The 16,961-nt window shown below is 48.0% G+C and carries 16 protein-coding genes and 1 pseudogene; 6 read left to right on the top strand and 11 right to left on the bottom strand.

Features of this window, described 5'->3' with window-relative positions:
* Positions 1 to 153: 153 nt before the first annotated feature.
* The 3 genes and pseudogenes from bglA to ABIC15_RS08015 form a co-directional block, all read right to left on the bottom strand.
* Positions 154 to 1,614 (bottom strand): 6-phospho-beta-glucosidase BglA, encoded by a 1,461-nt coding sequence (bglA, locus tag ABIC15_RS08020; protein WP_354020401.1) that lies wholly within the window; start codon positions 1,612 to 1,614, stop codon positions 154 to 156.
* Positions 1,615 to 1,639: 25 nt separating this feature from the next.
* Complete coding sequence (locus tag ABIC15_RS15305; protein ID WP_483298756.1) at positions 1,640 to 1,855, bottom strand: PTS glucose transporter subunit IIA; 216 nt, start codon at positions 1,853 to 1,855, stop codon at positions 1,640 to 1,642.
* 5 nt (positions 1,856 to 1,860) lie between these two features.
* Positions 1,861 to 3,018 (bottom strand): annotated as a pseudogene (locus tag ABIC15_RS08015) (PTS transporter subunit EIIC); the annotation flags it as partial.
* 166 nt (positions 3,019 to 3,184) lie between these two features.
* On the opposite strand from ABIC15_RS08015, the gene ABIC15_RS08010 reads away from it, so the two are divergent.
* The 3 genes from ABIC15_RS08010 to ABIC15_RS08000 are packed head-to-tail and all read left to right on the top strand — an operon-like array spanning position 3,185 to position 4,820.
* Positions 3,185 to 3,895, top strand: coding sequence for a GntR family transcriptional regulator (locus ABIC15_RS08010; protein WP_354020400.1), 711 nt, complete (start codon positions 3,185 to 3,187; stop codon positions 3,893 to 3,895).
* Positions 3,896 to 3,908: 13 nt separating this feature from the next.
* Entirely contained in the window at positions 3,909 to 4,355 is a 447-nt protein-coding gene (locus ABIC15_RS08005) for a hypothetical protein (RefSeq protein ID WP_214849354.1), read from the top strand.
* Positions 4,356 to 4,379: 24 nt separating this feature from the next.
* Positions 4,380 to 4,820 (top strand): hypothetical protein, encoded by a 441-nt coding sequence (locus ABIC15_RS08000; RefSeq protein WP_354020399.1) that lies wholly within the window; start codon positions 4,380 to 4,382, stop codon positions 4,818 to 4,820.
* 46 nt (positions 4,821 to 4,866) lie between these two features.
* On the opposite strand, the gene ABIC15_RS07995 is transcribed toward ABIC15_RS08000, so the two are convergent.
* Positions 4,867 to 5,220: a hypothetical protein gene (locus ABIC15_RS07995; RefSeq protein ID WP_188004279.1), complete on the bottom strand. Its 354-nt coding sequence runs from the start codon at positions 5,218 to 5,220 to the stop codon at positions 4,867 to 4,869.
* A 330-nt stretch (positions 5,221 to 5,550) separates the two neighbouring features.
* On the opposite strand from ABIC15_RS07995, the gene ABIC15_RS07990 reads away from it, so the two are divergent.
* Positions 5,551 to 6,936: an MFS transporter gene (locus ABIC15_RS07990; protein ID WP_012370326.1), complete on the top strand. Its 1,386-nt coding sequence runs from the start codon at positions 5,551 to 5,553 to the stop codon at positions 6,934 to 6,936.
* Between the two features lie 45 nt (positions 6,937 to 6,981).
* On the opposite strand, the gene ABIC15_RS07985 is transcribed toward ABIC15_RS07990, so the two are convergent.
* The 3 genes from ABIC15_RS07985 to licT form a co-directional block, all read right to left on the bottom strand.
* A complete protein-coding gene (locus ABIC15_RS07985) occupies positions 6,982 to 8,427 on the bottom strand; it encodes a glycoside hydrolase family 1 protein (RefSeq protein ID WP_354020398.1) in 1,446 nt (481 codons plus the stop codon).
* Positions 8,428 to 8,451: 24 nt separating this feature from the next.
* Entirely contained in the window at positions 8,452 to 10,299 is a 1,848-nt protein-coding gene (locus ABIC15_RS07980) for a beta-glucoside-specific PTS transporter subunit IIABC (protein ID WP_354020397.1), read from the bottom strand.
* Between the two features lie 88 nt (positions 10,300 to 10,387).
* Positions 10,388 to 11,239, bottom strand: a complete 852-nt coding sequence (licT, locus tag ABIC15_RS07975; RefSeq protein ID WP_354020396.1) for a BglG family transcription antiterminator LicT — start codon at positions 11,237 to 11,239, stop codon at positions 10,388 to 10,390.
* Positions 11,240 to 11,784: 545 nt separating this feature from the next.
* On the opposite strand from licT, the gene ABIC15_RS07970 reads away from it, so the two are divergent.
* A complete protein-coding gene (locus ABIC15_RS07970; RefSeq protein WP_354020395.1) occupies positions 11,785 to 12,363 on the top strand; it encodes a TetR/AcrR family transcriptional regulator in 579 nt (192 codons plus the stop codon).
* Positions 12,364 to 12,389: 26 nt separating this feature from the next.
* Positions 12,390 to 13,574: an MFS transporter gene (locus tag ABIC15_RS07965; protein ID WP_354020394.1), complete on the top strand. Its 1,185-nt coding sequence runs from the start codon at positions 12,390 to 12,392 to the stop codon at positions 13,572 to 13,574.
* Positions 13,575 to 13,670: 96 nt separating this feature from the next.
* On the opposite strand, the gene ABIC15_RS07960 is transcribed toward ABIC15_RS07965, so the two are convergent.
* The 4 genes from ABIC15_RS07960 to ABIC15_RS07945 all read right to left on the bottom strand — a co-directional run bounded on the left by ABIC15_RS07960 (position 13,671) and on the right by ABIC15_RS07945 (position 16,769).
* On the bottom strand, positions 13,671 to 14,942 hold the full coding sequence (locus ABIC15_RS07960; RefSeq protein WP_354020393.1) for an MDR family MFS transporter: 1,272 nt from the start codon (positions 14,940 to 14,942) through the stop codon (positions 13,671 to 13,673).
* Positions 14,943 to 15,310: 368 nt separating this feature from the next.
* Positions 15,311 to 15,823: an NUDIX hydrolase gene (locus tag ABIC15_RS07955; RefSeq protein ID WP_354020392.1), complete on the bottom strand. Its 513-nt coding sequence runs from the start codon at positions 15,821 to 15,823 to the stop codon at positions 15,311 to 15,313.
* 16 nt (positions 15,824 to 15,839) lie between these two features.
* The gene (locus tag ABIC15_RS07950; protein WP_354020391.1) at positions 15,840 to 16,484 is read right to left on the bottom strand and encodes a PhzF family phenazine biosynthesis protein; all 645 of its coding nucleotides are present in this window, start codon (positions 16,482 to 16,484) and stop codon (positions 15,840 to 15,842) included.
* Positions 16,485 to 16,577: 93 nt separating this feature from the next.
* A complete protein-coding gene (locus ABIC15_RS07945; protein ID WP_354020390.1) occupies positions 16,578 to 16,769 on the bottom strand; it encodes a hypothetical protein in 192 nt (63 codons plus the stop codon).
* Between the last annotated feature and the right edge of the window lie 192 nt (positions 16,770 to 16,961).

Raw genomic sequence — 16,961 nt, 5'->3', positions numbered from 1 at the left:
TTTGAATCATCCTGTATTTAGGATGATTTTCAATTAATCCATACAAAAAATGGATGATTCCTTCTTCATCATCCCGTCTTTCCCTTGTTCCGGCAAGTCTTTTTTGGATATAACAAACAACCTCCACCCGTGTTCAGGTGGAGGTCGGCCGGCTTAACGTTGCACGGCTTTGTTATAAGATAAATTTTGACCGTTTGTCGCGATGACTTGTTTGTACCAGTCGAACGAATCTTTTTTCATCCGTTCCATCGATCCGTTGCCCTCGTTATCGCGGTCGACGTAAATCATCCCGTAACGTTTTTTCATCTCGCCTGTCGTAAACGACACGATATCGATGATGCCCCATGGTGTGTAGCCCATCAATTCAACGCCGTCTTCCGTGACCGCTTCCGTCAACGCCTCGATGTGCGTCTTCAGATAATCAATCCGCGCTGCGTCATGAATCTTGCCGTCTTCAATCGTATCGACGGCCCCAAAGCCGTTTTCGACAATGAAGAGCGGGAGCTGATAGCGGTCATAGAGCCGGTTTAAGACATACCGGAGACCGACCGGATCAATCGCCCAGCCCCAGTCACTCGACTGGATGTACGGATTCTCGACACCGTTCGCAAGGCCGCCGTTGACGATGTTGCCTGTATTGTTGACAGTCGCGTCGTGTTTGACGGTCGTCGACATGTAGTAACTGAAGCCGATGTAGTCAACGGTTCCGTTTTTCAAGATTTCGTCGTCGCCGTCGAGAATCGGAATCTGATACCCTTCGCGTTCAAACTCTTTTAAGGCATAGTTCGGATAATACCCGCGCGCCTGAACGTCCGGGAAGAAGTACCGTTGACGCATCGATTTTTCCGCCAGGATGACGTCTTCCGGATGTGATGAGTATGGATAGATTGGCACGTGGGAAATCATCGCCCCAATCTGGAAGTCGGGATTGATCGCTTTTCCTTTTGCGACAGCAAGAGCACTCGCGATCAGCTCGTGGTGACCGGTCTGATACATGACTTCCATCGCGTTTTCACCCGGCTCGACTTTGACACCGGAATTCGTCCAGAGGAACAACGGGTTTTCGACATCCATCTTGTTGTTGATTTCGTTAAACGTCATCCAGTACGTGACTTTGTCTTTGTAGCGTGTGAAGCAAACTTCGGCGAACCGTTCGAAGAACTCGGCCACTTTCCGGTTGCGGAACCCGCCGTATGCGCGGGCCAGGTGCAACGGCATCTCGAAGTGTGACAACGTGATGATTGGTTCGATTCCGTGTTTCAGCAATTCGTCAAAGACATCATCATAAAACTGCAGACCGGCTTCATTTGGTTCCGTTTCGTCCCCGTTCGGGAAAATCCGGCTCCAGCCGATGGATGTCCGGAGACATTTTAATCCCATCTCGGCGAATAACGCGATGTCTTCTTTATAACGGTGATAAAAATCGATTGCTTCATGGTTCGGATAAAACGTTCCTTCTTCGATCGTCTCGGTAATCAGGCGGGCCACCCCGTGTTCACCAGCCGTCATGACATCGACGACGCTTGGTCCTTTACCGCCGGCGTTCCAGCCGCCTTCAAATTGATGCGCAGCAAGTGCCCCGCCCCATAAAAAATCGTTTGGTAATGTCTTCATCTTCATTTCCTCCTTTTATTCTCTCTTATTTCACGATCGTTAAAAGTTCTGTATCGGCTTCGACCGTTCCAGTGTTTGTCGTCAACACTTCCGCGTAACTCGACGCGTTCGTGACGATGACCGGTGTAATCGTCTGTAAACCGTGCTGTTCAATCATTGCGGCGTCGAACGTCAACAGCGTTTGCCCCGCTTCGACATGCGTTCCGTCTTCAACGTGTAACGTAAACGGCTGTCCGTCCAAGCCGACGGTTTCTTAAAGCGTAGCGTCACCCCGTAAATCGCCGGTTCTGTAATTCCGAAAATCCCGGTCAGACCAGCTGAGACACCAACCTTTTTCGTTTCTTTGTTGCGTGTTTTTAAGATGACACCGATGACGGCACCGACTTGGGCAATGACGGCAATCGTCTGATAGGCCTGGAACGAATCCCGACCATACTGTTCGAAGTTCGCCAGGACCATCGGCGTCACACCCCAGTGGACACCGAAGATGACGATGATTTGCCAAAAACCGCCGATAATCAATCCGGCCAACGCCGGTGCATTTTCCGCTAAATAATTGTATCCGTTTGCAATTCCTTCCGCTCCGAGTGTCGTGATCGGACCGATGACAAGAATCGTCAACGGGACCATGATGACCATACAGAAGAACGGGACGAACAACGGTTTGATGACATCATTTATCGTCCGGTTCAGGAACCGTTCGAGGTAAGACAGCAACCAGACGAGGAACAACGGCGGCAAGACCGATGACGTATACGTCGTTCCGGATAAAGCGATACCGATGAATGAAATCGACTCGCCTGACGTGATCCGTCCCGCCATCTCAGCCCATGTCGGACTGACGAGTGCCGCACTACAGGCGACAGCGATGAATTGGTTGACTTTAAAGTGGTTCGCTGCCGTGATGGCAATGAAAATCGGCAGGAACGTAAACGGTGCCCACGAAATGAAACTGAACACTTCATATGTTCCCGTCGCGGCAAAGTCTTTAAACACAAGCGAAATTAAGATGAGTGCCCCTTGCAGGATACCGGCTGCCGCTAAGATATAGACGAACGGTGCAAAGACGGCGGACATCGTTGCGATGATCCGGTTCAAGATGGTCCCTTTCGGTGCTTCGGTTCCCTGATCCGAATTCCCGTCCTCTAATGAAACAAGTGGTCGAAACGCTTCATAGACTTCCCCGACATGCTGCCCGATGACGACCTGGAACTGACCGCCTGATTCGACGACCGTGATGACGCCCGGTAAGGCAGCGACTTGATCTTTCGCTTTTGCATCCGACCGTTTCAACACTAAACGCAGCCGGGTCGCACAACGCGCGACACTGATGATATTGTCCTCGCCGCCAACCGCCTCTAAAATCGAATGCGCCAGCTGCTGATAATCCCGCACTTTACTCATCCCTGAACCTCCTTATGTTGTAAATCCGTATCGTACGTTCTCATTATAATTGTACATGTACAATTTATCAATACATATTCAATTTAATTATTCGTATTATTTAGTTCGAAATCGTCTTATGCTATAGTAAAAAAGCAGAACAATTACTGGAAAATGAGGGTGAACCATGCTGAAATACCAACAGACGGCAACGGAAATCGAAGCCTATATCGAGCAACATGCATTACAGCAAGGAGATAAATTACCGGTTCTCGATCAATTGATCCGTCAATTTGCGGTCAGCAAGACGACGATGACAAAAGCACTGGAATTATTGGAGCGAAAAGGCATCATCTTTCAAGTCCGCGGCAGCGGGATTTTTGTTCGGAAGACCAATCGGAAAGGCTATATCGAGCTGTTTTCGACGCAAGGCTTTAAGCAGAATCTCGTCGAGCACGACATCCGATCCAAAGTCCTGTCGTTTGAGTTGATCCCGTGCCCGGAAGCGGTTGCTGAAAACCTCGGCTGTACGACCGGTGACATGGTTTATTTCATTAAACGGACCCGCTACATCGACGGGCAGATCATGTGTCTTGAGGAGTCCTATTACCGTCAAACCATCGTGCCTTACTTAAACCTGGAAATCGTCGAACAATCGATCTTTGAGTACCTCGAGACGGCCCTCGGACTGAACATCGGGTTCTCGGACATGTATATGCATGTCGGTAAGTTGCCGGACGCAATCGCAACCCACTTGGAGCTGACAGCCGGTGATCCGGCATTGACGGTCGAGACAATCTTCCACCTGACGAACGGCCGACCGTTCGACTATTCCGTCATCACCTATCATTATGAACACTCGCAATTCGTCGTTCAGGCGAACGGCTTGTATTTATGAGGGGGATGGTCGCATGAATGAAGAAATATTGTTTTTTTACGCACTTTTCGCAGGCGGGATCGTCTGTATAATCTTGAGCATCTTGTTATACTTCTGGCTCCGCGAGGATACCGGAATCGAATTTTCTACGTTTGGCCGACTCGTTTTCATGTGTTTACTCGGCGTCGGACTCATCTGGTATACGGCTCCGAGTCTGAAATACGTCTTCTATCATGACTATGCGACAATCAAAGGAACATGTACGGTGGAATACGATGATCAATCCTCACCGCGGACGCTTGACCTTTATTACGATAAAACAGGCGACTATTTCAGTTTCTTGGATCGGGCCGACCTCGGTGCGTACGGACCGGACGTCCCGTATACGTGTCACGTGACAACCACAAAAGATCATGAATTTGAGATCTCTTACCGGCTCTATGATGTTAAGACAAACCGGTTACTCTATTCGTCTGAATGACCGGATTGAAAAGGACGTATCCAAATGAATCCTGAAATCCTCTCTTATTTTTTCATTTTCTTATTGGGTGTCGCGTTTGTCTTACCGGCCAGTTACGTGCTTGTGCTTCACTTCGGCAATAAGCAATATGCTTTCTTAAAGAAGCTCAAGTGGACGGGTGTCCTGTTGCTCGGATTGCTGTGTCTTTGGATCACGCTGCCGAGTTTCACCGAGATGGTGTTTCGTGATTACCGGGTATTAGAAGGTGCCTGTGTTTTGGAACCGTCTGAGTCAAAAGGAACATCCATCGACATCACCTTAACGGAAACCAACGACACATTTTCTTTCCGTGACGGACCGGATCTTGAGGCTTACGGCCAGAAGGTTCCGTATTATTGCCGGGTGACAACGACCCGGAATCAGGCGTTCGAAATTGATTACCGGGTCTACGAAAAAGATACGAAAAAGCTGCTCTATGCGAATTGAGCAGACAAAATAAGTGGAGTCCCTGTGAATAGGGACTCCGCTTGTCTTATTGTTCGATGCCGGCACGTTCAGCCGGTTCGAGAAACAATTCATCATCAAATGTCGTCAGTTCGATCATTCGGCCGTCTTTTTCATACCAGGCGGCCAGTCCTTCCCGGTCGACCCATTTCCAGCCGGCTTGCCGGATCCGCATTTCGTATAATACGCCGGGTCCTTCGACTTCCGACACGAGATGTGTCTTGACTAATAAACCCTCCGGCTTTTCCTCGACCGTCCCCGTCCGTGGAATCGGAAAACCGTTCACTTGTGACGTCTCAAACAGATAATACCAAGCCGTTCCGCTGATGATCACCACACCTAACAAACCTGCCAGCCACTTTCCCATGCGTCGCGTATTCATGTCATCCTGCCCCTCTTCATTCATCTATGTATCCATTTAACTTTACCAATCATTCCCTTAAATTAACCTCCTGCTTAGGGCGGATTCTTGACGGACAAACAAAATGAAAACGAATGAGAAACGTGTCATTTTTGTGAAAAGAAATGAAAAAAATTAATATTTTTTCATTTATCTTGACGACAAGACGTCTTCCTTACAGTCTCAACGGTTTGACAACTCCCGGCACAGAGCCGTTTTTAGTCATTTCCAAGTCGTTAAGCGGCTTAGCGACTTGACTTCATTTCCTACTATGTTACGATACGAACTTATTAAAGGGAGTGAACAGAACTTATGAAATTCAGAAAAGAAAAAGTCAATGTCGTCGACATGAAGCAAACCAAAAAAAGTGTCTACGCGACCGGAATTGGGAATGCGATGGAATGGTTCGATTTTGGTCTTTATTCCTATCTCGCAATCATCATCAGTCAAAACTTCTTTAGTGCTGTTGAAAATGATGAACTGAAGCTTGTCTTTACCTTTGCGACGTTTGCGATCGCTTTTTTAATGCGACCAATCGGCGGAATCGTTTTCGGACGAATCGGAGATCGCCTTGGACGAAAGGTTGTCCTGACGACAACCATCGTCATGATGGCAGCGTCCACCCTGCTCATCGGTCTGTTACCGACGTATGATCAAATCGGGATTTGGGCACCGATTCTACTGTTACTGGCTCGGATTCTACAAGGTTTCTCAACCGGCGGTGAATATGCCGGTGCGATGGTTTATATCGCGGAATCATCACCGGACAATAAACGAAGCGCCCTTGGAAGTGGTCTTGAAATCGGGACACTCGGTGGTTACATTTTAGCTTCGATTCTTGCGACTGTGCTGTTCGTCACGTTATCCGACGATCAAATGGCATCGTGGGGCTGGCGGATTCCGTTTATCTTAGGGGCACCGCTCGGACTGTTTGGTCTGTACTTGCGTCGCCACCTCGATGAATCACCAATTTTCGAAAATGAAATCAATGAAAATACGGAAGAACCGGCGTCGTTCCGCGAAATTCTCCGGGACCACAAACGCGATATCATCGTTTGTTTCATCGCCGTTGCATTCTTCAACATTACGAACTACATGTTACTGTCGTATATGCCTTCTTACCTGAATGAAGTCATGGGCATCTCAAGCTCAACGAGTACGATTTTGATTACCGGTGTCATGTTCATCATGATTCCACTCGCCTACTTTTTCGGTAAACTCAGCGACAAAAAAGGCAATCGGAACATCGTCCTGTTTGCATTGGCCGGTCTGTCGATTCTGTCGATTCTCTCGTTCTACCTGATTGGTCTGAAGCCACTCCTGTTCGTCGGAATCGGAATCTTCATTCTTGGATTCTTCCTCGCCATCTTCGAAGGAACGATGCCAAGTCTGTTGCCGAGTATCTTTTATACAGACGTCCGTTACCGGACATTGTCTGTCACGTTTAACGTTTCCGTTTCGATTTTCGGCGGAACGACACCACTTGTCTCGACTTGGCTCGTCCATGCGACACAAAATCCACTCGCTCCGGCGTATTACCTGACAGCCGTCAGCGTGATCGGCTTCATCACGTTCTTCTTCTTCTTCAAGAGCACATCGGGTAAAGCCTTAAAAGGTTCCCACCCGACCGTCTCGACGGAAAAAGAACTGCAAGCCGTTGCTAAAAAACCGGATGATGCCTTATGGTGGGCAGAATAATTGATTAAAAAAGACCGGCGTCGCTTCTGCGACGCCGGTCTTTGCTTATTTTGAAACTGATGTCTGCGTCAGTACCGCACCGTTTGAAGCGATGACTTCTTTGTACCAGTAGAATGAATCTTTCCGCGACCGCGCCAGTGTTCCCGACCCGTCATCATGTTTGTCGACATAGATGAATCCGTAGCGTTTGCTGTATTCACCAGTCGACGCACTGACGAGATCGATGCAGCCCCAGCTTGTATACCCCATCATCTCGACACCGTCCTCGATCGCTTCCATCATCGCTTTCAAGTGACCTTCGAGATACGCGATCCGGTACGAGTCATGAATCGCACCGTCCGCTTCGACTTCATCGTAGGCACCGAGTCCGTTTTCGACGATGAACAATGGAACCTGATAGCGGTCATATAATTTATTTAAGATGATCCGTAAACCATCCGGATCGATTTCCCAGCCCCAGTCGCTCGCTTTCAAGTACGGATTCTTGACACCGCTCATGATGTTCCCGCCGGCATCATTTCCGTCTTTTTCCGCTTTTTCTGTCCGCGACATGTAGTAACTGAGCGAGAAGAAATCAACCGTGTAGTCATGCAACAGTTTGAGATCGCCGTCTTCGAGAACGAGTTCGATATTGTTTTCAGTGAAGAAACGGTCGGCAAACGCCGGATAGGCGCCGCGGACGTGAACATCCCCGCAGAAATAGTTCATCATCCGTTCTTCTTCCAGGGCGAACTGGACGTCGACCGGGTTTGAGCTGAACGGATAAACCGGAGCGGCAATCAGCATGCAGCCGATTTGCATCGTCGGATCAATTTCCCGGGCGGCCTTCGTCGCCAGACTACTCGCGACGAACTGGTGATGCAGGCCTTGATAGGTCGACTGCAACATGTTTTCGTCTTCGCGGACCGCCATCCCGAGACTGAGCATCGGCATGAACTGGGCACCATTGATTTCGTTAAATGTCAGCCAGTATTTGACCTTTCCTTGATAACGCTCGAACAGCACCCGGCTGTAGCGTTCAAAGAACGTCACGAGCCGGCGGTCGCGCCAGCCGCCGTATTCTTTTGCCAAATGGAGCGGCAGTTCGTAATGCGAAATCGTGACGAGCGGCTCAATGCCGTGTTTCAGCAATTCATCAAAGACGTTGTCATAAAACTGCAGACCCGCTTCATTTGGTTCCGTTTCGTCCCCGTTCGGGAAGATCCGGCTCCAGGCGATCGACATCCGGTACGTTTTGAAGCCCATTTCGGCAAACAGGGCAATGTCTTCTTTATAGTGACTGTAAAAATCAATGCCGTCATGATTCGGATACGTATACTCTTCTTTTAACTCGAAATCGAACTGCGGATCATGGATGACCTGCATCCGGTGTTTGCCACCCGGCATAACGTCAGCAATCGACAATCCTTTGCCGTCTGTTGCGTACGCCCCTTCGAGTTGATTGGCAGCCGTTGCGCCGCCCCATAGAAAATCGGATTTGATCTGTTTCATGAATAATTCCTCCTCTGATTGGTTTTAGACTAAGATGCGTAAGACATCGCGTGACGGTTCGACCGTTCCTTGATACGTCGGTAAGACGTCGAGATAACTCGCTGTATTCGTCACGATGATTGGTGTGATGACGTCATATCCGGCTTGTTTGATCCGCTCGATATCGAAGCGGATCAACGGATCACCGACACGGATGGATTGACCACTCTCGACGAACGACTCAAAGTGTTGACCGTTCAGCTGGACGGTGTCGAGACCGATGTGAATCAAAATTTCAACGCCGGTGTCCGACCGTAAACCGATCGCATGTTTCGATGGATAGACCGTGACGACTTCCCCGTCAAACGGGGCATAGACGACACCTTCATCCGGAATGATCGCTAATCCTTTTCCCATTGCGCCGCTTGAAAAGACGGCATCATCGACTTGTTCAAGTGAAATGATTTCACCTTTGACCGGTGCGAGGACCGGTAAGCCAACCTGTTCGCTGATCGTCGGTATTTCTTGCGTCACCTGTTCGTTGTCGCGGGCAAAGAAGTATGTCAGTCCGAACGACACGAGTGTCGCGACAGCAAGACCAATCAGTGCACCCCAGAACGTCAAGTTGAGACCGTCCTGCGGAATCATGACCGGAATACCGAAAATCCCGAGTCCGCCCATCGCGTAGGAAGCTGTTCCGAGCCCGCCGCCGACCAAACCGCCGGCCGCTCCACCGACAACACCGAAAATGAATGGTTTTTTCCGCGGCAACGTCAAACCGTACATTGCCGGTTCCGTGATGCCGAAGATGCCGGCAATCGTCGAAGACGTTCCGAGTCCTTTGATTTTCGGATCTTTTGCCCGCATCGTGATCGCGAAGACGGCACCGACCTGACCAAATGTCGCCATCAGGACACCGACTGTAATCGTGTCAAAACCGTTGACGGCCAGGTTATTGATGATGATCGGGACCAGTCCCCAGTGGAGACCAAACATGACGAAGATTTGCCAAAAGGCGCCGATGAAGGCAATCGCGATGACCGGACTCAAGTTGTAGAGGAACGAGTAACCGGCTGCAAGCCCTTGGCTCGCGTATGTTGCAAGTGGTCCGATCGCAAGGAACGTTACCGGAACGACGATCATCAGGACGAGCATCGGTGTCGTAAAGTTTTTGACCGCTTCATGCGAGTGACGGTTAAAGAATTTTTCAAGTTTTGATGAGACAAGCGTCGCCAAGATAATCGGGATGACGGATGAAGCATAACTCATCAGAACGACCGGAATCGTCAGGAAGGTCAGACTCTCACCGGAAGCTTGCAGGGCGACGATCGACGGATAGACGAGCGCGCCCCCGATAATCATCCCGATATACGGATTGCCGCCGAATTTTTTTGCTGCCGAATGTCCGAGGACGACCGGGAGGAAGTAAAATAGGGCGTCCGCCGTCGCGTTCAGGACGATGTACGTACCCATCGTCGGTGTCAATAAGCCAGTCGCAACAAGAATCGCGAGCAACCCTTTTAACAGTCCGCTTCCTGCCATCGGTCCGAGGATTGGTGTGAAGATACCGGCAATCGTATCGATGAAGCGGTTGAATAAACTGGTCTTTTCCGTTTCTTCCGACGTTTCCTGACCGATTCCATTCAGTTCGTTGTAAACATCGCCGACATGGTTGCCGATGACGACCTGGAACTGTCCGCCGCTCTTGACGACGGTAATGATACCGTCGACCTGTTTTAACGCTTCGGCATCCGCTTTTTGTTCATCCTTTAGTTTGAAACGTAACCGTGTCGCACAGTGAAAAACCGTTTTGACGTTGTCTTCGCCCCCGACCAATCGGACGATATCTTGCGCCAGCGTTTGATATTTGCCCACCTGACTCACTCCATTCATGATTTTTTGGAATAAAAAAACCTAAACGACGACAAGTGAAAAACACCTGTAATCCTTTAGGTTTGGCCCGTCGATGCGGTAACCATCCTTACGCACGATTCTGTTTCATGAGATTCTCGATATGAATCATCAAGTAAAGCCGCTCATCCTTTGAGACGGCATAGTCATACTTTCCGGTAATCAAACTGGCAATCTTTTCGACACATTCAAAAGCGAGCGGATAACGTGATTTGACCATTTCATGCAATTCTTCGTCTCCCCCTGCCTTCAGCATCGATTTAGAGACAATCCGCTGGACAAAAAACTTGAGATGCGTTAAAAAACGGGCGTACGCGTGGGACTCTTCATCCAGTTCGACCTGAAAATGATAGGTGATGATCGTCATGATCGCCTGCGTCGCCTCCGTCATTTCGGTGACGATGTGGAGACTTTCACCTTTGACGCCGGACATCGAGGCATTGACCAGGTGCAGGGCAATCGAAACGGCTTCTTCCTCCTCGAGACGGACATTATGCCGTTCATTAATCAGCCGGACCGCTTCTTTACCGGCCGCGAATTCCGGCGCATAAAACCGTTTGACTTCCCAGACGAGCGGATTCCGAATCAGGATACCATCTGCATACCGTGACAGCGCATAATGAATGTGATCGGCCAGTGTCACGTACACTGTGTCATGGAGCGATTTGTTGAGTCTGGCTTCAGCCATCTTGACGATTTCCTTAACCGTCTCGATTTCAGCTGGCGGCATCTCGTTTAAAAAATCGATGAACCGTTCCCGGCTCTCTTTACTCTCGAGCGTAAAGACTTTCTCGATCCGTGATTCGTCAATCACATCGCCCATCCGTTTTTGAAACGCGATTCCCCGCCCCATGACGACGTGTTCCTGTCCGTTCGATTCAATCGCCACGACATTGTTATTAAACACTTTCACGATTTGCACGGAATCCCTCACCTCCACCCTTAAGCATCGTATTGAAAAGAAAAAACCTAAATTCATATCCATCGCCGCAACACGCAACAGATATCAATTTAGGTTTTGCCTGCTTTCGCAGTAACAATCCTGAATGGTTTATTCTTTTCATTACTAGAATACGATGGAAAACGTGCCGCGTCAATCATTTTATGAAGCGCTTTCAAAATATATTTTGAAACAGAAAAAAACAAGCACTCCCCGTGTTACAGAGCGCTTGCTGTTGTGGTTACGTTAGTTGTTAATCTCATTTTTCGTCGACGGCTTAAATCAGGCAACAAGCAACACAAACAGCGTCTAAAGTTTCGATCTGGGGCTTCGTCGCTCTCATCTTAACGATGATCGTGACATCAATCGCTGGTATCACAGGTTCACGTGTCGCTTCACGCGGTCGTATCGCCAACAAATAATTAAATGTGTTAAGCCGGAGGTCCCCGCGACCTTCGGCTTTTTTGTTTGACAATCATTTTGAATCTGTTAGGCTGTTAACTAACGACCGTTAGGAAGGTGAATGAATGAAAGCTTCATTATTATTGCAAACTGCCCTGCGGCATTTTGCACAACACGGCTACGAAGGCGCTTCCTTACAAGAGATTGCCCAGGAAGTCGGCATCAAAAAACCTTCGATTTACGCCCACTACCGTGGAAAAGACGATTTGTTTCTGACAGCGATGACACATGCGCTCGAGACACAGAAAACACATCTCGCCACGTACTTCATCTCGACGCGCCATCTCTCGCTCGAAGCGAGCCTAAAAGGTTTTTTTGATTGGTTTCTCGAGGAAAGCACCCAAAATGATCAGCTGAAATTCATTTTACGGATTGCCTACTTCCCGCCTGTCAAACTCGAGCGGGAAGTAACGGATTTGATTAATCCGTTTTTTGATTCGATGCAACGCCACTTGACCCGTTTGTTGCGGGAACGCGACCGACAAGAACAGATCTTATATTCGGATGATTACGAAAGTGCCGCGCTCGCCTACTTGACGGTGACGGAAGGTACGATGACGGAGTTCGTCTACAATGGTGTCGAAGCCTATCAACGACGTTTTACTGCCGTCTGGCCAATTTTTTGGCGGGGACTTATCCGCTAACTAAAAAAGAAACAGAGGAATTCACCATGCAAAATAACAAATTGATCTTAGGCACCCTGCTGCTTAATCTTTTTATCGCGTTTTTAGGAATTGGTCTTGTCATTCCCGTTACCCCGACCATCATGAACGAACTGAACATCTCCGGTTCGACCGTCGGTTACATGGTCTCGGCATTCGCCTTTGCCCAGCTCGTGTTATCGCCGCTTGCCGGTCGTGCCGTTGATAAATATGGCCGGAAGCCGATGATCATTATCGGTCTGTTCATCTTCAGCATGTCAGAACTGTTATTTGGTCTCGGTCAATCGGTTGAAGTCTTATTCGCATCGCGGATTCTGGGCGGGGTCAGTGCCGCCTTCATCATGCCGGCTGTCACAGCATTCATCGCTGACATCACGACGAATGCAACCCGTCCAAAAGCCCTCGGCTACATGTCAGCGGCGATTTCGACCGGTTTCATCATCGGTCCGGGAATCGGTGGTTTCCTGGCGGATATTGGTACTCGTGTCCCGTTTTTCTTTGCCGCAGCGCTTGGTTTGACGGCAATGGTTTTGTCGGTCTTTACGTTACGCGAACCGGAACGCCATTATGAACAGACGACAACACCGCAGCAAAAAAACGGTTTCCGGAAAATCTTTTCACCGCTCTACTTCATCGCCTTCATGGTGTTGTTGATTTCTTCGTTCGGTCTCGCTTCATTCGAATCGTTGTTCGCTTTGTTCGTCGACCGGAAGTTCGGCTTTACGGCAAAAGACATCGCGCTCGCGATTTCACTCGGTGCCATCGTCGGTGTCATTTTCCAGGTCGGCTTATTTGAACGTCTGACGCGCTGGTTCGGTGAGATTCGTCTCATCCGCTACAGCTTGATCGGTTCAACGTTGCTCGTACTTGTCATGACGTATGTGACAAGTTATCTCTCGATTATTCTTGTGACGATGGTCGTCTTCGTCGGCTTTGACTTAATGCGTCCTGCGGTCACGACGTATCTGTCGAAAATCGCCGGAAACGAACAAGGTTTCGTTGGTGGGATGAACTCAATGTTTACGAGCATCGGGAATATTCTCGGACCGGTAATCGGCGGCATCCTGTTTGATGTCGATCTCAACTACCCGTTTTATTTCGCGACCGTCATGCTTGCCATCGGCATCGCCCTGACCTTCGTTTGGCGGGAACAACAGCCGGCTGATCTGACGGCTGAAGAAAAAACGTCATAATATTGATAAATAAAATAGAAAAAACTCACGTATTTGTAGATATGTGAGTTTTTTTGCCGTCATTTTTACTGATTGTTAAAGAGAACCTCCCAATAATTATGATGTTTTGGAGTTGTCCTCCATCTTCGGTCGACGAGCAGTATCGTACAGCCGGAATAACCAAAGGTATAATCCGACACCGACGAAAGAAAAGAATAGGATGACGCCAAAAATACTAATCGGCGACAGGATTCCTGACAAATAGACAGTCAACGGAGCAAGCGTTTTTCCAAGTGTGTTCTGCAGACTGTCGGCTGCTAAGTACTGTCCTCTCACATGTTTAGGGGCATAATGACTCACGAAACTCTGCGTGACGGGTGTCCGAATAATTTCCCCCAGCGTAAAGATGACGGTACAGAAAAATAAATACAAGATATTACTGCTCATACCGACTAAAAACGTTCCGCCCCCTGCAAACAAGGTAGATACAATAAACAGACGTTTTTCTGACCAATGTTTTAGCGAAATTGTAACCGGAAGAATCAAGAGCACAAACAAAAGACCGTTAAACCCGACCAACCATCCGAACAATAACTGGCTCGTCAGACGAATCGGATCTTCCACCCAAGATAGAAGAGACTGCGCGGGTACCTCCTCAATCAAATAAATCGGCAAATAGAGATCAAGTTGCATGATCGGAAACAAGGAAAAAATTCCTGCAAGCACATACAGCATAAAAACTCGATCTTGAAAAATAATGCGGTACCCGGACCATCTTTTTTGAAAGGAATGTTTGATAGATGAAGTTACGTCTTCTTTCTTCTTTTCAAGGGGAACCGTTTCATGTGTCATGAAATACAGCGTCAACAAATACAGCAAAAGAATACCAGCGCACGTCCAAAGTAAGGTTTGGCGATGTTGAAAAAAGAAAACAGCTCCAATCACCGGACCAAGAACCGCTCCGATATTGTTCACAGTCGAAAACGTCGCAAATACCGATCGTAATGCATTCTCAGGAACAATATCTGCCACCATAGCAGAACTAGCAGGACGATAAAACGCAGCTCCGATTCCAATCCCAATAAAAGCGACATAGTCGATCCAATATGATGTTGAGACTGCAAACAATACGAACATACTCATTTGGAGAAACGTTCCAACGAGCATTACCGGGCGTCTTCCCCAAGTATCCGCAAGGTTTCCACCGACTAAACTCCCTAGGATACTCAGCAGAGGAGGAAGCGTCATCAGAAGTCCTGCTTTCTGCAAACCTAATGTTTGTCCGAAATAGACTGTGATAAACGGGAAATACATCCAAAATAATAAATTGAACAGACCCTCTCCTGCTAATCTGACTTTAATGTTTGAATCCCAAGAAAATTTCTCCATAATTTAAGTCCCCTCATTTCAATTCATACACGGAACAGCGCTTTTCTCGTGTAAATTTACTATAAGAAAACGACACAGAAAGAACTAGACTTATATTTCCGCATGGATTATACTAATATTATGAAAAATAAGTAAGGGAAGCCCTGTTTGAATTGTGTTATAAAACGAACATAAGTTCTCTAAACATAATCTTTGAATGTCTTACATACTGTCTATTCATTAGTCGGATACGGATGCTATATCTTCAAAATAAACATACATTGCCCTTAAAAATTGGACGTAACATTCCAACTTTTAAGGGCTTTTTTTGAGTATCAATCAAATAATCTATTCAAATCCTTCACGTGGATATGATGGATAATCCCAGATCACATGCCGGTACACCGTGTCGCCTCCTGTCGGACGATCCAGTCCTGTATCCGAATCAGTTTGTCTGTTTCCGGATTTTCCAAATAGTCAAAGGCTTTTAAGACAAGCGGTGACGCGTTCAACGCATCGACGTCTGCCCGGCTGACCCAGGACGAACCTGTCGAATCCTGCCCGTCAAACGTCTTTGTTACAGACCGTTCACCCTCTACTTCCAACACACGGAAAAACACGCCGATATGATGCAGATGCGACGCCCGGTGCCAGTCGGACTGAAGGAAAAATTCGAACGTTCCAAGCAACTGTTTGCAACGGACTGTCAGCCCGGTCTCCTCCTGGAATTCACGGTCCAGTGCATCCGGTAACGTCTCAAAATCTTCCAGACTGCCGCCCGGTAAATCGTACCGGTACGTGTACGGTCCGCCCTGCTTATGAATGACGAGCAGTTTTCCTTCATTATAATAGATGCCGTATGTACCGAATGCCCGGTGAAACGTATCTTTTGATTGTTGCATGATGATCCTCCATTTTTTAAATAATGAGTATGCGAGATGTTTTTCTGACACAAACCCCTGCAATCATTACTTCCCAATTTTTTGCAATATAGTTGACTGTGACCTCTACTAATCCTTCGCGTTTCATTTCATGTCCCTGTTCCACTCGAAAGGTATGTCGCCCCCAGGATTGTGGATTTATGTATTTAGCGTAATATGCCCCCATAACGCCACTTGCGGTACCTGTCACCGGATCTTCCTTTGTTCCAGACTGCGTTGCAGAAAAATGTCTACCATGCATATCAGCTTCCGCCAAATAGGTTTCAAGACAAATCGGGTGAATCGATGCTTCCGGAAACTGTTTTAAAACTGAAGAAAATTGTGCTACTCCCTGTTGCATCTGTACTTGAATTCCTTTTGGGGTTCGTACTTCCCCAATATTTAACCGACCAATTTTGGTCTCAATCAGTTGATTACGTTCGGAATTAAAGTTTTGCTCTTGCAACGCGGTCCAGGCAGCAATCGTGCCGTGCCCGCAAAGGTTCATTTCAGATTTCGGTGAAAAATATCTGAAGCGGGGAACAGATTCGTTTAATCGACTAACAAATGTCGTTTCCGTAAAGCCTGTTTGCGCTGCAATTAATTGCATTTGCTCTGTTGATAGGGCGTCACTGTTTAACACAACACCAGCAGGTTCCCTTTACCCGGTGTTGTCGTAAAAACATCATAGTGAAAGACTTTAACCCTAATCTCCATTCCTACTCACCCTTTCGTTTCATGTACAAACGAGATGTGTTAACCACCGCTCGACCGATTGTAACTCCCCTTCGAGATAGTCGCCGAACGCCGGGTCACTCTCCGTTCCGAGTAACGTCAGCGCATCTCTCCACAATCCTTCAAGCTCAATCGCTTCATAGACGGGAATTTCGATTAACGAGTCATCGTCGGCTAACGTGGCTGTCTCCATTTCCTTTGCCCAGTCCTGATAAAAAACAATACGTGGATCGGACTTCCGGTTCGAATAAACGGGTCAACTGATAGCGAAGCCTGCCCGATCCGCCTGCCGATCTGATCACGTCCCTCAAAAAGCGTGACCTCATATCACTTTTCCTGCAGACGCCAAGTAGTGTACAAACCGGTTAAACTGGCACCGATGATG

This window comes from Exiguobacterium sp. PvP048, from assembly GCF_040549175.1.
In the GTDB taxonomy this organism is placed as follows: domain Bacteria; phylum Bacillota; class Bacilli; order Exiguobacteriales; family Exiguobacteriaceae; genus Exiguobacterium_A; species Exiguobacterium_A artemiae.
The sequence above is the reverse complement of the archived record's forward strand: the minus strand, read 5'-3'. Positions and strand labels throughout refer to the sequence as shown.

Coding starts and splice junctions, on each gene's coding strand:
- ABIC15_RS07960 (WP_354020393.1), bottom strand. CDS start 14,942: ATGGAGAAATTTTCTTGGGATTCAAACATTAAAGTCAGATTAGCAGGA.
- ABIC15_RS07945 (WP_354020390.1), bottom strand. CDS start 16,769: ATGGAGACAGCCACGTTAGCCGACGATGACTCGTTAATCGAAATTCCC.
- ABIC15_RS07990 (WP_012370326.1), top strand. CDS start 5,551: ATGAAATTCAGAAAAGAAAAAGTCAATGTCGTCGACATGAAGCAAACC.
- bglA (WP_354020401.1), bottom strand. CDS start 1,614: ATGAAGACATTACCAAACGATTTTTTATGGGGCGGGGCACTTGCTGCG.
- ABIC15_RS07980 (WP_354020397.1), bottom strand. CDS start 10,299: ATGAATGGAGTGAGTCAGGTGGGCAAATATCAAACGCTGGCGCAAGAT.
- ABIC15_RS07955 (WP_354020392.1), bottom strand. CDS start 15,823: ATGCAACAATCAAAAGATACGTTTCACCGGGCATTCGGTACATACGGC.
- ABIC15_RS07965 (WP_354020394.1), top strand. CDS start 12,390: ATGCAAAATAACAAATTGATCTTAGGCACCCTGCTGCTTAATCTTTTT.
- ABIC15_RS08010 (WP_354020400.1), top strand. CDS start 3,185: ATGCTGAAATACCAACAGACGGCAACGGAAATCGAAGCCTATATCGAG.
- ABIC15_RS08000 (WP_354020399.1), top strand. CDS start 4,380: ATGAATCCTGAAATCCTCTCTTATTTTTTCATTTTCTTATTGGGTGTC.
- ABIC15_RS07995 (WP_188004279.1), bottom strand. CDS start 5,220: ATGAATACGCGACGCATGGGAAAGTGGCTGGCAGGTTTGTTAGGTGTG.
- ABIC15_RS07970 (WP_354020395.1), top strand. CDS start 11,785: ATGAAAGCTTCATTATTATTGCAAACTGCCCTGCGGCATTTTGCACAA.
- ABIC15_RS08005 (WP_214849354.1), top strand. CDS start 3,909: ATGAATGAAGAAATATTGTTTTTTTACGCACTTTTCGCAGGCGGGATC.
- ABIC15_RS07985 (WP_354020398.1), bottom strand. CDS start 8,427: ATGAAACAGATCAAATCCGATTTTCTATGGGGCGGCGCAACGGCTGCC.